The following is a 14,535-nucleotide window of genomic DNA, read 5'->3' as shown; positions in this document are numbered from 1 at the left end:
ATCGCGGCCGGCGCTCAGATGCCGCCGATGAAGGCGCAGATGCGGGCGAGGGCCTGATCGGCGAGGCTGCCGGGGAAGCCGATGAACACATGACAGCCGCCGGGATAGACGGCGAGCTGCGCCGGATTGCCCGCCGCCAGCCAGCGCGGCGCCATGAACAGCGTATCGTCCAGCAGCGCATCGCTGGTGCCGATGGTGAACAGCGCCGGCGGCAGGCCCTTGAGATCGCCGAAAAGCGGCGAGATATCCGGCGTCTCGACGTCGCCGCCCTCGCGCAGATAGTGGCCGACGAATACCCTTATGTCGCGCGTGTTGAGCACCAGCGGCGCCTCGCCCCAGTGTCGAGCGCTGGGCGTGAGGGCGAGGTCGTAGCAGCCGGCATTGAGATTGGCGCCGCGAAAGGGTGTGAGCCCGTGCTTGTCGCGCAGCCGCAGCAGCGTGGCCACCGCGAGGTTGGCGCCGGCCGATTCCCCGCCAATGGCGAACCGATCGGTGCCGAAGCGCGCCATTCCCTCGCGCGCCAGCCAGAGCGCAGCGGCCTCGCAATCGTCCGGACCGCGAGGATAGGGCTGCTCGGGCGCAAGCCGGTAGTCGACGGAAACGACGGCAAAGCCGGTGCGCTCGACGAAGCGGTGATTCAGCCCATCATTCTCGCGTGCCGAGCCGAGCGACCAGCCGCCGCCATGAATGTGCAGGTAGACGCCCTTCGGCGCCGCCGGCGGGGTGAGGATGCGCAGCCGCACCGGCCCGTGCGCGCCGTCGATCTCCTCGACCTGCGCATAAGGGCTCTCCGGCGCCAGCGGGAAGGGGCCCTTGCCCTCCAGCCGCAGCGCGCGCAGCACGGCCATGGGGAATACCCAGCGGTCGGGTATGGCGCCGAGCGCCTTGAGAATGCCGGCATTCACCGCCCGCGTATCGGCCGTGATGGCGGATGGGTCGAACAGCGCGGGATCGAGGGCGATATCGGAAATGAGGGGCGAGGCGGGGACGTCGTGGAGAAGAGGGGTGGCCATGAAAGGGCACGCTCCGACGATGGAGGGGTTTGTGATGTCTGTCATCGGCGGCTGATGTCCTCTATCCAACCCCAGCCGGGCGCATTCGTCCAGCATCGAGACCGGGAAAGATCACCACGATGAGCAGGATCCGGCAGGGCGAACTGCGTGAAAGCCCCGTGACACGGCGCTTCTCGACCCTGCTGAGCGTCGAGACGGCGGGTCGCGGATTCACCGACATCACCGCGGCGATCAGCCGGTTTCTGGGCTCCATCGGGGCGCGGGACGGCGAGGTGAGCCTGTTCTGCCGGCACACCTCCGCCTCCCTCACCATCCAGGAGAATGCCGACCCGGATGTGCGGCTCGATCTCCTCGCCGCGCTCGACCGGCTGGCGCCCGAGGATGCCGGCTGGGTGCATGACATGGAGGGCCCGGACGACATGCCCGCCCATGTGAAGAGCGTGCTCACCGGCATCCATCTGGCGGTGCCGGTCATCGGCGGGCGGATGGCGCTGGGCACCTGGCAGGGCATTTATCTGGTGGAGCACCGGACCCGTGCGCACCGGCGCGAATTGGTGGTGGCGTTTGTCGGCGATGCCCACTAAACGTCGATACGGAAGGTTCCGGTAAGCACGCCTTCGGCCCATGGCGGCCGCCGGCTTGCCCGCCAGGTTCCGCGAGACCATGATCGCGGCGCGGCGTGCGGCGAGCGCATGTCCGCGCGGGTTGAGAGGACCGCTGCGAGTGGACACGACGATGAGTTTCCGGCTGGTGATCGCCGATGACCACCCGCTGTTCCGGGGCGCGCTGCGCGAGGCGGTATCCCGTCAGTTTCCCGCTGTCGAACTATTCGAGGCCGGCGGCTTCGAGGATCTCCAGGCGCTGCTCGAACGCGAGGGCGATGTCGATCTCGTGCTGCTCGATCTGACCATGCCCGGCGTGCGCGGCTTCTCGGGCCTCATGTACCTGCGGGCGCAATATCCCGGCGTGCCGGTCGTGGTGGTCTCCGCCAACGAGGAAGCCGGCGTCATCCGCCGCTGCATGGAATTCGGCGCCAGCGGCTTCATTCCCAAGACCAGCGCGGTCGACACGATGCGCGAGGCGATTGCCGCCGTGCTGGAAGGGCGCACCTGGACCCCGCCCGATGTCGACCTGTCGAGCGGCGCGGACAAGGAAACGCAGGCGCTGGTCGCCCGGCTCGCCACGCTCACCCCGCAGCAGGTGCGCGTGCTGATGATGCTGTCGGAAGGCCTGCTCAACAAGCAGATCGCCTATGAGCTCGGCGTTTCCGAGGCGACGGTGAAGGCGCATGTCTCCGCCATCCTGCAGAAGCTGGGCGTGGAAAGCCGCACCCAGGCGGTGATCGCCGCTTCCAAGATCGAGGGCGGCAACTGGGCGCAGGCGACGGGCTGAGGCGGGGGCGGCAGTGTGGCACCCGAGAACCTGTCATCACCCGTGAGCGTGCCGTCATCCGGCGGATGGGATGAATCGGCGCAGGCCTGGATCAACGAACAGGGCGACAGCGGCGATTTCGGCCGGCGCTTCGTGCTCGACACGCCGATGCTGGCGCGAATCCGCGACCGCGGCTTTTCAACCGCGCTGGATGTCGGCTGCGGCGAGGGGCGGTTCTGCCGCATGATGCAGGCGATCGGCCTGCGCACCATCGGCATCGATCCCACCGCGACGCTTCTCGCCCGGGCCCGCGCGCTCGATCCCGCCGGCGAGTATCGAATGGGTCGGGCGGAGACGCTGGAGCTTGCCGCGCCCGTCGATCTGGTGGTGAGCTATCTCAGCCTCATCGATATTGCCGATCTGCCGGCGGCGCTGGCACGGATGACGGCCTGCCTGCGCCCCGGCGGAAGCCTGCTCATCGCCAATCTCACCAGCTTCAACACGGCCGGCCAGCCCGATGGCTGGAGGCGTGATGCGCAGGGCGAGCCGTGCTTCCTCATCGACCACTATCTGGAGGAACGGGCGATCCGGGCGAACTGGCGCGGCATCCGCATCCTCAACTGGCACCGGCCGCTCAGCACCTATATGAGCCTGTTGCTCGACCTTGGCCTGCACTTGACGCATTTCAGCGAGCCGGCCCCCACAGGCGGCGATCCGTCGAAGGCGGATCTCTATCGCCGCGTGCCCTATTTCCACATCATGGAATGGTGCAGGCCCGGCTGAGCCGGCCCGGCTCAAGCTTCACTCCGCCGCCGCCCGCGTCGCCCGCCATTGCGCCAGCAGTGCGCGCAGCGCGGCGGGGCGCAATGGCTTGTTCAGCACTTCCATCTCGGTAGCCCGGGCGGCGTCGCGCACGCGCTTGGAGCGGTCGGCGGTGATCAGCACCGCCAGCAGGTTCTGGTCGAGCTTCCAGCGCAGTTGCTTGGCGGCTTCGATGCCGTCGCTGTCGTCGAGATGGAAGTCGACCAGCAGCGCGTCCGGCATGAGGCGGGCCTCGCGCACCAGCGTGAGCGCGCCGGCCACGTCCGCCGCCTTGATCACCCGGCAGCCCCAGCCGGTCAGCAGCGTCTCCATGCCGTCGAGAATGGCGGGGTCGTTGTCGATACACAGCACGGTGAGGCCGTCGAGCGAGGCCGCCGCCGTCGCGCGCGGCAGCAGGCGCGGCACCTCGGCGGGAATGGGCGGGGCGGTCGGCACCTCGACGGTGAACACGCTGCCGCGGCCGGACGCCGAATTCACGCTGATCGGATGATCCAGCACGCGCGAGATGCGCTCCACGATGGACAGGCCGAGCCCGAGCCCGCGCGCCGCCTTGGCGCCCTGGTCGAGGCGGTGGAATTCCTTGAAGATCAGCTTCTGCTTGGCCTGGGGGATGCCGAGCCCGGTATCGAGCACCTGGACGCGCAGTTTGCCGCGCCAGTGGCGCACGCCGATCAGCACCCGGCCTCGCGGGGTGTACTTGATGGCGTTGGAGACGAGGTTCTGCAGCAGCCGGCGCAGCAGCCGCCGGTCCGAGCGCACCGCCGCCGAACTGGTGACGAAGGTGAGCGCGAGCCCCTTCTCCTTGGCGAGCGGGGCGAATTCCAGTTCCAGCTGGCGAAAGATGTCGTCGAGCCGGAAGGCGGCGATGTCGGGCTTCAGCGCGCCGGCATCGAGCCGGGAAATGTCGAGCAGGGCGCCGAGGATTTCTTCCACCGCCTCCAGCGAGGCATCGACATTGCGGGCGAGGCGGGCTTCCTCGCCCTCCGGCGCGCGGTCGACCAGGCTGGTGGCGTAGAGCCGGGCGGCGTTGAGCGGCTGGAGAATGTCGTGGCTGGCGGCGGCGAGGAAGCGGGTCTTGGAGATGTTGGCCTCGTCCGCCTCCGCCTTGGCCTGCGCCAGCTGGGTGTTGAGCTTCTCCAGCGCCTTCGTGCGCTCCTTCACGCGGCGCTCCAGCGTCTCGTTGGCGCGCTCCAGCGCCTCGGCGGCCTCCACGGTGGGGGTGATGTCGGTGAAGGTCACCACCACGCCGCCATCGGGCATGGTGTTGACGCGCACTTCCATCACCACGCCGCGCGGCGACAGCCGCTCCTGGAAGGTGACGTTGCGCCGCGCATAGCGGCCGAGCTTCTCGCGGACGATCTCCTCCACCGGGCCGGGGCCGAACACGCCGTTGCCGGCGTTGAAGCGGATGATCTGGTCGATGCCGACGCCGATGCGCACGATTTCCGGTGGCAGGTCCAGCATGTCGCCGAACTGCCGGTTCCAGCAGATGAGGCGCAGGTCGCGGTCGAACACCGCGATGCCCTGGCGCACATGGTCGAGCGCGGTCTGCAGGATCTCGCGATTATACTGGATCGCCGCCGAGGCATCGTCGAGCAGCTTCAGCGCCGCCTTGGTGGAGACGGTGCGCTTCCTCAGCATGAGCGAGAGCACCAGCCGCGAGGAGGCCGCGCCGATCGCCGAGGCGAGCAGATGCTCGGCATAGCGGATGAGCTGGAAGTCGGCCTCACGCCCCGGCTCCAGCGTCACCCCGCGCATGGCCGAGACGCTCTCGAACGAGGCGCGCGTGCGATCCTCGCCGAGATAGCGCGACACGGTGGCGAGAAGCTCGCCGACCGTCACCGGGGAGCGCCACAGCCGGAAACTGGGCGCGGAGGGGGTGCGGTCGCTTTCCACGAACACGCTCGCCTGCAGCCGCTCGATGGGCGTGGGCTGGCGCATCAGCGAGACCGTGAAGAAGCACAGCACGTTCACCGTGAGGCTCCAGATCACGCCATGCACCAGCGGGCTGGCCTCGACGCCGAGCAGCGCCTGCGGGCGCAGCATGGAAAGGCCGAACGGGCCTTCCACCAGGAATTGCGGCGTGAACAGGCCGGAATCGACAAGGCTCGGCAGCAGCAGCGTATAGGCCCAGATGGCGATTCCCGCGGCGATGCCGGCAATGGCGCCGGCCGCCGTGCCGCGCCGCCAGACCAGGCCGAGCAGCAGCGCCGGGCCGAACTGCGCCACCGCGGCGAAGGACAGGAGGCCGATCTGTGCCAGCTGTGCCTCGCCGGTGAGGCGATAGTAGAGATAGGCCAGCAGCAGGATGGCGAAGATGGCGATGCGGCGCACCGTGAGCAGGCGGTGGCCCATGTCGAGATGCGGCGTCGCCCGCCCGGAGGCGTCGTCCGTCTCGCTCAGCCGCCGGCCGCGCACCATGAGCGGCATGAAGATGTCGTTCGACACCATCACCGCCAGCGCCACGGTTTCCACGATCACCATCGCGGTCGCCGCCGACAGGCCGCCGACAAAAGCGATGAGCGCGATCGCCCGCGCGCCCACCGAGAGCGGCAGGGTGAGGACATACATGTCGCCATCGATGAAGCCGGGCGGAAACGAGACGAGGCCGGCCACCGCGATGGGGATGACGAACAGGTTGATGAGCACGAGATAGAGCGGGAACAGCCAGGAGGCGGTGCGGATCTCCCGCTCCGAGGTGTTCTCCACCACCGCCACGTGGAACTGCCGCGGCAGCAGGATGATGGCGAGCGCCGAGAGCAGCGTCATCACCGCCCAGTTATCGGCGGACAGCCCCTCGGTCAGCATGGGCAGCACGGCCTTCTCCGCCGCCTTGGCGAACAGGTCGGCCGGGCCGGAAAACATGACGAAGGTAACGAACAGGCCGACGATCAGGAAGCTCACCAGCTTGACGATCGACTCGGTCGCCACCGCCAGCATCAGCCCTTCCTGGTGCTCGGTGGCATCGATGTGCCGCGTCCCGAACAGCACGGCGAACACCGCCATGGCGACCGCGATCATCAGGGCGAGGTCGCCGACGATGGGGTAGTGCAGGCCGAGGCCCTCGAAGTCGCCCAGCATCGCGACCAGCGACGCGGAGACCGCCTTCAGCTGCAGCGCGATATAGGGCAGCGAGCCGACGATGGCGACGACCGCGACAAGCGCCGCCACGCCCTGGCTCTTGCCGTAGCGCGCGGCGATGAAGTCGGCGATCGAGGTGATGTTCTGCGCCTTCGCAAGCCGCACCAGCCGCAGCAGGAACGGCACGCCGAAGGCGAAGACCAGCATCGGCCCGACATAGATGGTCAGGAAATTCACACCCTGCGTGGTGGCAAGGCCGACCGAGCCGAAGAAGGTCCAGGAGGTGCAGTAGACCGCCAGCGAGAGGGCGTAGATATAGGGTCGCCCGTCCCGGCCGCGCCGCTCGCGCGCCGCCCGCCGGTCGCCATAGCTGGCGACCGCGAACAGGAAGCCGACATAGACGAGGGCGACCGCAATGATGACCCAGGCCTGAAGCATGGGGTGTCCCGATGGTTCCGCGCGAAAGGCGGCGTCGTTCTTTTATGCGCCCTTGCGGCAGGGCACCGCAAGCACGCGAGGGGCCGGCGCCTGTTGACGGCGGCCAGCGGGGTGCAACTGCCTTTGGAAGGGGCGGAGCGTCAATCGCCTGCCCCGGCGCATGTCGGCGCTTGCGATCATCGGGCGAGCGGTGAAGAGTGGGGGCGAAGCAGCGTTGCAGCAGGGGGTGTCATGGCCAAGGTACTCAAGGAGTTTCGTGAATTCGCCGTGAAGGGCAATGTCGTGGATCTGGCGATCGGTGTGATCATCGGCGCCGCCTTCGGCCAGATCGTCACGTCGATCGTCTCGGATCTGTTCATGCCGGTTGTCGGCGCCGTGTTCGGCGGGCTCGACTTCTCGAACTACTTCGTCGGCCTGTCGGCCAACGTCACCGCCAACTCGCTGGCCGCTGCCCGCGAACAGGGCGCCGTGCTTGCCTATGGCCACTTCCTTACCGTGGTGATCAACTTCCTCATCATCGCCTGGATCCTGTTCCTCGTGGTCAAGGGCATCAACCGCCTGCGCCGCAACGCCGCCGCCGAGCCTCCGGCGCCCGCTGCCCCCACCAAGGAAGAGATACTTTTGACCGAAATTCGAGATATCCTCGCCAAGAAGGCCTGAGATCCCGGCCCCGCAGCACAAAGGCTTTGGAGGCCGGGCGGTTGCGGGTCCGTAGTCCCGTGCGGACAGCGCAGGCTGGCATTTTTCGCAGTTGCAACATGAAGTCTATTGGAAGCGGCGACCGGATTGGCTAGAAGCTTCCCTCTGTTCCTACAGGACCATCGCTTCGCCTCATGACGACCTTTACCCGTCTCGCCATCCCCGACGTCATCCTCATCCAGCCCGCGCGGTTCGGAGACGAGCGCGGGTATTTCTGCGAGACCTATGCAAAACGCGCCTTTGACGAGGCCGGAATCGACCTCGTCTTCGTGCAGGACAATGAATCGCTGTCGCGTCAGGTCGGTGTCGTGCGCGGGCTGCACTTCCAGACCCCCGCCTTCTCGCAGGCGAAGCTCGTGCGCGTCTTGCGCGGGGCGATCTTCGATGTGGCGGTGGATCTGCGCAAGGGTTCGCCGAGCTTCGGCAGGTGGGTGGCGGCGACGCTGACGGCGGCGAATGGCGAGCAGTTGCTGGTGCCGCACGGCTTCGCGCATGGCTTCTGCACGCTCGAAGCCGAGACGCTGGTCGCCTACAAGGTGGACGCGCCCTATTCTCGCCCCAACGACGCCGGTATCCTGTGGAGCGATCCCGACCTTGCCATCGACTGGCCGGTCGCGGCCGCCGATGTGGTGCTGTCGGACAAGGATCGGGCGCTGCCCCGGCTCAGGGATTTCGACACGCCCTTCGTCCTGTGACGCAAAGGCCCGGCGACGGAAGAGCAGCACGCATGACCAGCATTGCCCAACGCGTCCTCGTCACCGGCGGAGCCGGATTCATCGGCTCGGCCGTGGTGCGCCGGCTGGTGCGGCAGGGGCGTGCGGTCCTGACCTATGACAAGCTCACTTATGCCGGCAATCTCGCCTCGCTCGCCGAGGTGAACGGCCATGCCGGCTATCAGTTCCTCAAGGCCGACATCTGCGACGGGCAGGCCTTCCGCGCCGCGCTGCAGGAGTTCCGCCCCGATCTGGTGATGCATCTGGCCGCCGAGTCGCATGTCGATCGCTCGATCGACGGGCCGGGCGACTTCATCAATACCAATATCGTCGGCACCTACACGCTGCTGGACGAGGCGCTGCGCTACTGGCGGTCGCTCGATGCCAGCGCGCAGAAGCGCTTCCGCTTCCACCACATTTCCACCGACGAGGTGTTCGGCACGCTCGGCGCGGACGGCCTGTTCCGCGAGGACACGCCTTACCAGCCGAATTCGCCCTATTCGGCCTCCAAGGCGGCATCCGACCATCTGGTGCGGGCCTGGTTCCACACCTATGGCCTGCCGGTGGTGATGTCGAACTGCTCGAACAATTACGGGCCCTACCACTTCCCGGAAAAGCTCATCCCGCTCACCATTCTCAATGCGCTGGAAGGCAAGCCGCTGCCGGTCTATGGCAAGGGCGAGAACGTGCGCGACTGGCTCTATGTCGACGACCACGCGGCCGCGCTGGAATTGATCGCCACACGCGGGCGGCCGGGCGAGAGCTACAATGTCGGCGGCAATAATGAGCGGCGCAATATCGACGTGGTGCGCACCATCTGCGCCATCATGGACCGGGTAGTGCCGGACGCGGCGATCGGGCCGCGCGAGGGGCTCATCACCTTCGTCGCCGATCGGCCGGGCCATGATGCGCGCTACGCCATCGACGCTACCAAGCTGACGAACGAGCTGGGCTGGGAGCCGTCCGAGACCTTCGAGAGCGGGATCGAGAAGACGGTGCGCTGGTATCTCGACAATGGCGCGTGGTGGGAGCCGCTCAAGGCGCGCTACGATCGCGCACGCATCGGGCTCGCGACATGAGCCGGCTGCTTCTCCTCGGGGCCGGCGGCCAGGTCGGGCGCGAGACGCTCGCGCTGGCCGAGGCGCGCGGCGTGGACCTCGTCGCGCTCGACCATGCGCGCATCGACATCGCGGATGCCGGGGCTGTCGAGCGCGCGCTGGTCGTGCATCAGCCCGCCGTGGTGATCAACGCCGCCGCCTATACCGCGGTGGACCGGGCCGAGAGCGAGCGCGAGGCGGCCTTCCGCGTCAACGCCGCCGCGCCCGCGCTGATCGCCGCCGCCTGCGCGCGGCATGGGGCGGCACTGGTCCACATGTCCACCGACTATGTGTTCGACGGCACCAAGCCCACCGCCTATGTCGAGACCGATCCGGTCGCCCCGCTCGGCGTCTACGGCGCTTCCAAGGAGGCGGGCGAGCGCGCGGTGCGCGAGGGGTTGGAGCGCCACGCGATCCTGCGCACCTCCTGGGTATTCGGCGCGCAGGGCGCGAATTTCCTCAAGACCATGCTGCGTCTCGCCCGCGAACGCGAGCGGCTCACCGTGGTGGCCGACCAGCGCGGCTGCCCCACGGCCTCGCGCGACATTGCCGAGGCGCTGCTGGCTGCGGCCGCCGCCTTCGCTGCGGGCACCGCGGTGCCGGGCACCTATCATTTCGCCGGCAGCGGCGCGACCACCTGGCACGGCTTCGCCACCGCCATCGTCGCGCGCGCCGCCCAGCATACCGGGCGGCGGCCGGAGGTTGCCGCCATCACCACCGCCGAATATCCCACGCCGGCGCGCCGGCCGGTCAATTCCGAACTATCGAGCGACCTGTTCGCCGCCCGCTTCGGCGTGCGAGCGGCCCCCTGGCAGCAGCGGGTCGTCGAGGTGGTGGACGAATTGATGGTGCCGGTCGCGAGCGTGCGCGCCTCCTGACCGCGCCTGCGTCGTCTCGCCGCTGACGAAAAGCCGGGCTGACGGCGGTGTCGATGCATTCTAGTCTGCGCGAAGTCCGGGCCGGCTGGCGGTCCGGCGAGACCCGCCTGTGCCAACGCCATGAATGCCGCCGAGAAATTCCCCGACGCCGTCACCGACGATGCAATCCCCTTCGCCCACACGCCGTTCGACGGATCGCGCAAGGCCTTCGCGGTCGGCCTCGCCCCGCTCGATCTTGACGCGTGGATCGAGCCGGATCGGCAGATCGCGGCACGGCTGGCCGAGCGCGCGGCGCTGCTGCGCGACAAGCGGGACGTGGTGCTGCGCGAGGAGCCGGGCACGCGGACGTCGCAGCGCGAGGCGCTGGAACTGGTCGTCGCGCATGTCACCCGGCGTTATCCCGAGATCTATCGCCTCGAGGGCCGGCAGCTCACCGTGCTGCCCACCGGCCGCAGCTTTGACCTGGATGATGCGAGCGAGGCTCCGCTCGCCCTTGCCGGCCAGATCGTCACCGACGACCTGCTGATCCTGACGCCGAGCCCGGCGGGCTACCGGCTGGTAGCTGCCGTGCTGTGCTTTCCCTCCTCCTGGTCGCTCGCCCAGCGCTTCGGCCAGACACTGGACGGGCTGCATGAATCCGTTCCCGGATACCAGTCGAAGCTCGCGCGGGTGATGAACCGCATCTTCGAGAACCTCAAGGTCGACCAGCCGGTCTGGCGGGTGAACTGGTCGATCTACCCGGACGCGCAACTGCACCACTCCGAATCCAAGGAGCGCCCGCGCCACTGGTTCGAGGATCCCGCCAATCTGGCGCCCGAGGCCTTCGTGCGCGTCGAGCGCCAGACGCTGCGGCGCATGCCCGAAAGCGGAGACATGCTGTTCACCGTGCGCATCCATGTCGATCCGTTCGATGCCTTCCGCCGCCATCCGGAAGGCCGCATTTTGGCGGCCTCGCTGCGCGAACAGATCCTTGGCCTCGACGCGGACCAGCTGGCCTACAAGGCGATGACGGAGCATCGCGACGCCATCGCCGCGGTGTTGGAGGGCATCGCGCGCGGGGAGTAGACTGCCGCGGTCGAGGGCGAGGGAGGGCGCGTTGGTTTTCTGGGTTCCCATTCTGGCATGGCTCGCTGCTCTTGCGGCCGCCCTCTTCAGCCTGCTGCGCGGGGCGCGTCCCATCACGCTGGTGGCGATCCTCGACCGGCTGCTGCGCTACATTCTCGTGTTCCCGGTGGGGCTGATGGGCGTGTGGGCCTTCATCGGCCATGTTTTCTTCGCCGAGCAGGCCGCCGCCTCGATCGGCTGGGCGCCGAGCCCGTTCCAGTACGAGGTGGGCATGGCCAATCTCGGGATCGGCGTCGCCGGCCTGATCGGCGGCTTTCTCGGTTCACCGGGCTTTCGCGCGGCGGTTGGCGTGGTGATGCTCGGCTTTCTCGGCGGCGCCGGCGTCGGACATGTGGTGCAGGTCGCGGAAACCGGCAATCAGGCGGCCGGCAATGCCGGGCCCATCCTCTACACCGATTTCCTCACCCCGCTCGCTGTGCTCGGCTTGCTGCTGGCGCAGCGTCTGGTGGGCCGTCCGACGACGACGTGATCGCGGCGCCGTTGCATGTGGGGCAAGAGGGCCTAGCTAGAGGGTAACCAGCGAGGCCGTCCGTGTCCGATTCCGACGAGACTGTTCCCCCCAATCCCGTTCCTCCCAGCCCCAGCTCAGCGACGACTGACGCCGGCCCGGACCGCGAGGCCAACCGCCTCTCGGCGCGGGCCGTGCGCTATGCGCGGGTCGGGGCCCGTGTGGGCGGCGTCGCCGCGCGCATCGCCGGCACCCGCATCCTCGGGCTGGAAGGCCAGCGCGGCGGCAATGCGGCGGCGCTGGCGGCGGCGCTGGGCGGGTTGAAGGGGCCGATCATGAAGGTCGCCCAGTTGATGGCGACCATTCCCGACGCGCTGCCGCCCGAATATGCCGCCGAACTCGCCACCTTGCAGAACCAGGCCCCGCCCATGGGCTGGGCCTTCGTCAAGCGGCGCATGATCGCCGAGCTCGGGCCGGACTGGATGGCGCGCTTTTCCAGCTTCGACAAGGAGCCGACCGCCGCCGCCTCGCTCGGCCAGGTGCACCGTGCCCGCGCGCTCGACGGCACCGAACTGGCGGTGAAGCTGCAATATCCCGACATGCAGTCCGCCGTGGAAGCCGATCTCAAGCAGCTCGATCTCGTCTTCGCCCTGCACCGGCGCATGGACCCGGCGATCGACACCACGGAGATCGCCCAGGAAATCGGCGCGCGCGTGCGCGAGGAACTCGACTACCGGCGCGAGGCGCTGCATGCCGGGCTCTATGCGCTCATGCTGGCGGACGAGCCGGGCGTGCGGGTGCCGGGCGTGCATTCCGCCCTCTCCACCGGCCGCCTGCTCACGCTGGACTGGCTGGAGGGCCGGCGGCTGCTCGATTTCGTCGACCACTCGCTGGAGCAGCGCAACACCATTGCCCGCGCCATGTTCGCGGCGTGGTGGCTGCCCTTCAGCCGCCACGGGGTGATCCATGGCGATCCGCATCTGGGCAATTACACGGTGTTCGAAGAGGAGGGGGCGCCGGCCGGCATCAACCTGCTGGATTATGGCTGCATCCGCATCTTCCCGCCCTCCTTTGTCGGCGGCGTGGTCGATCTCTATCGCGGCCTGGAGGCGAATGACGAAGCCCGCACCGTGCATGCCTATGAGACATGGGGCTTCCGTGGATTGAGCCGCGAATTGATCGAGGTGCTGAACATCTGGGCGCGCTTCATCTATGGCCCGTTGCTCGACGATCGCGTGCGCACCATCGCGGACGGGGTGGCGCCGGGCGAGTATGGCCGGCGCGAGGCCTTCCGCGTGCACAAGGCGCTGAAGGAGCGGGGGCCGGTCAAGGTGCCGCGCGAATTCGTGTTCATGGACCGCGCCGCCATTGGCCTCGGCGGGGTGTTCCTGCATCTGAAGGCGGAGCTCAACTTCCACGCCCTGTTCGAGGCGGCGATCGAGGGATTCTCGGTCGAGGCCGTCACGGCGCGGCAAGGCGCCGCGCTCGCGCAGGTCGGACTCACGTGAGCGCGGCGGTCGTCGCCGTTGCCGCAGGGGGCGTCTTCGGTTAAAGCGGATGACGGGCTTTTAAAACTTTGGGAGGGGGTCGCGATGGCCGATCACGGAACGCCGGAGTACGCCACGGCTGCTGGCAATGACTATAGCGAGCACGAAGGCACCTATCACCTCTTCACCAAGCTGACCTTCGTCAGCACGCTCTCGCTGATCAATTTCATGGTGTCCTTCGCCATTGGCGGGGCGAACGGCCATTGGGGCCTGTTCACCCTCGGCACGCTGGCCTCGATCGCCGGCGCCGCGGTCGGCCTCGCCTCCACGGATGGCAAGCCCAAGCTGCAATTCGGGCTGCTGATCGTCCTCACGCTCGCCCTGATCATCACCTCCTGAGCTGAACCATGCGCATCGCGATTGTCAAAGAGAGCTCTGCTTCGGAGCCACGGGTGTCTGCGTCTGCGGACACGGTTAAGCGTTATGTCGGCCTAGGGGCTGAGGTTTTTGTGGCTTCGGGTGCTGGGTTGGCGTCGGGGATCGGCGACGGGGAGTATGAGGGGGCGGGAGCGAGGGTTGTGGCGGATAACGCGGCCGCGGTGGCGGGTGCGGATATCGTGCTCGGCGTTCGCCGTCCGGCGGCGGAACTGGTGGCGGGGGCCGGGCGCGGGGCGCTGGTGATCTCGATCGCCGACCCGTTCGGCCACGAGGCGGAACTGGCGGAATTGGCGGCAACCGGCGTATCGGCCTTCGCGATGGAGCTGATGCCGCGCATCACGCGGGCGCAGGTGATGGACGTGCTGTCCTCGCAGGCGAACCTCGCGGGCTATCGCGCGGTGATCGATGCGTCTGCCGAGTTCGGCCGGGCGTTTCCGATGATGATGACGGCGGCGGGCACGGTTCCGGCGGCGCGGGTGTTCGTGATGGGCGCGGGCGTGGCCGGGCTGCAGGCGATCGCCACGGCGCGCCGGCTGGGCGCGGTCGTGTCGGCGACGGACGTTCGTCCGGCGGCGAAGGAGCAGGTGGAGTCTCTCGGCGCCAAGTTCATCGCGGTGGAGGACGAGGAGTTCAAGCAGGCGGAGACGGCGGGCGGCTACGCCAAGTCGATGTCGGCGGAATACCAGGCCAAGCAGGCGGCGCTGACGGCGAGCCACATCGCCAAGCAGGACATCGTCATCACCACGGCGCTGATCCCCGGGCGGCCGGCGCCCAAGCTGGTGTCGGCGGAGATGGTGGCGGCGATGAAGGCGGGCTCGGTGATCATCGACCTCGCGGTGGAGCGCGGCGGCAATGTCGAAGGCTCCGTGCCGGGCGAGGTCGTCACCACGGCGAACGGGGTGAAGATCGTCGGCCATCTCAACGT

General features: G+C 68.3%; 14 protein-coding genes. 12 read left to right on the top strand and 2 right to left on the bottom strand.

The genetic code is table 11. The features are described 5' to 3' along the window. Positions 1–14: 14 nt before the first annotated feature. Positions 15–1,013: an alpha/beta hydrolase gene (locus FHS55_RS18280; RefSeq protein ID WP_183191233.1), complete on the bottom strand. Its 999-nt coding sequence runs from the start codon at positions 1,011–1,013 to the stop codon at positions 15–17. 119 nt (positions 1,014–1,132) lie between these two features. Between FHS55_RS18280 and FHS55_RS18275 the strand changes: the two genes are divergently transcribed. The 3 genes from FHS55_RS18275 to FHS55_RS18265 all read left to right on the top strand — a co-directional run bounded on the left by FHS55_RS18275 (position 1,133) and on the right by FHS55_RS18265 (position 3,167). After that, a complete protein-coding gene (locus FHS55_RS18275; protein ID WP_183191232.1) occupies positions 1,133–1,597 on the top strand; it encodes a secondary thiamine-phosphate synthase enzyme YjbQ in 465 nt (154 codons plus the stop codon). Between the two features lie 151 nt (positions 1,598–1,748). After that, positions 1,749–2,405, top strand: a complete 657-nt coding sequence (locus FHS55_RS18270) for a response regulator transcription factor (RefSeq protein WP_183191231.1) — start codon at positions 1,749–1,751, stop codon at positions 2,403–2,405. Between the two features lie 15 nt (positions 2,406–2,420). Beyond that, positions 2,421–3,167 carry a class I SAM-dependent methyltransferase gene (locus FHS55_RS18265; RefSeq protein WP_425485832.1) on the top strand — a complete coding sequence of 249 codons (747 nt, stop codon included), beginning with the start codon at positions 2,421–2,423 and terminating at the stop codon, positions 3,165–3,167. 18 nt (positions 3,168–3,185) lie between these two features. Here FHS55_RS18265 and FHS55_RS18260 read toward each other — a convergent pair whose 3' ends face one another. Continuing rightward, positions 3,186–6,725: a hybrid sensor histidine kinase/response regulator gene (locus tag FHS55_RS18260; RefSeq protein WP_183191229.1), complete on the bottom strand. Its 3,540-nt coding sequence runs from the start codon at positions 6,723–6,725 to the stop codon at positions 3,186–3,188. Positions 6,726–6,956: 231 nt separating this feature from the next. On the opposite strand from FHS55_RS18260, the gene mscL reads away from it, so the two are divergent. The 9 genes from mscL to FHS55_RS18215 all read left to right on the top strand — a co-directional run. Continuing rightward, on the top strand, positions 6,957–7,385 hold the full coding sequence (gene mscL / locus FHS55_RS18255; RefSeq protein WP_183191376.1) for a large conductance mechanosensitive channel protein MscL: 429 nt from the start codon (positions 6,957–6,959) through the stop codon (positions 7,383–7,385). Positions 7,386–7,558: 173 nt separating this feature from the next. Next, positions 7,559–8,119 (top strand): dTDP-4-dehydrorhamnose 3,5-epimerase, encoded by a 561-nt coding sequence (gene rfbC / locus FHS55_RS18250; RefSeq protein WP_183191228.1) that lies wholly within the window; start codon positions 7,559–7,561, stop codon positions 8,117–8,119. A gap of 32 nt (positions 8,120–8,151) precedes the next feature. Continuing rightward, complete coding sequence (rfbB, locus tag FHS55_RS18245) at positions 8,152–9,216, top strand: dTDP-glucose 4,6-dehydratase (protein ID WP_183191227.1); 1,065 nt, start codon at positions 8,152–8,154, stop codon at positions 9,214–9,216. Next, positions 9,213–10,112, top strand: coding sequence for a dTDP-4-dehydrorhamnose reductase (rfbD, locus tag FHS55_RS18240; RefSeq protein ID WP_183191226.1), 900 nt, complete (start codon positions 9,213–9,215; stop codon positions 10,110–10,112). The genes rfbB and rfbD overlap by 4 nt, the downstream gene beginning before the upstream one ends. A 120-nt stretch (positions 10,113–10,232) precedes the next feature. Then, complete coding sequence (locus FHS55_RS18235; protein WP_183191225.1) at positions 10,233–11,177, top strand: heme-dependent oxidative N-demethylase family protein; 945 nt, start codon at positions 10,233–10,235, stop codon at positions 11,175–11,177. A gap of 31 nt (positions 11,178–11,208) precedes the next feature. Then, entirely contained in the window at positions 11,209–11,706 is a 498-nt protein-coding gene (locus FHS55_RS18230; RefSeq protein ID WP_183191224.1) for a DUF6790 family protein, read from the top strand. A 173-nt stretch (positions 11,707–11,879) separates the two neighbouring features. Further along, positions 11,880–13,193 (top strand): ABC1 kinase family protein, encoded by a 1,314-nt coding sequence (locus tag FHS55_RS18225; protein WP_343056280.1) that lies wholly within the window; start codon positions 11,880–11,882, stop codon positions 13,191–13,193. Positions 13,194–13,277: 84 nt separating this feature from the next. Next, the gene (locus FHS55_RS18220) at positions 13,278–13,571 is read left to right on the top strand and encodes an aa3-type cytochrome c oxidase subunit IV (protein WP_183191222.1); all 294 of its coding nucleotides are present in this window, start codon (positions 13,278–13,280) and stop codon (positions 13,569–13,571) included. Between the two features lie 8 nt (positions 13,572–13,579). Further along, a partial coding sequence (locus tag FHS55_RS18215; RefSeq protein ID WP_183191221.1) for an NAD(P) transhydrogenase subunit alpha occupies positions 13,580–14,535 on the top strand: 956 nt, incomplete at its 3' end.

The sequence above is a fragment of the Ancylobacter tetraedralis genome (assembly GCF_014195655.1).
GTDB lineage: Bacteria > Pseudomonadota > Alphaproteobacteria > Rhizobiales > Xanthobacteraceae > Ancylobacter > Ancylobacter tetraedralis.
This window is presented reverse-complemented; position numbering and strand designations above follow the sequence as displayed.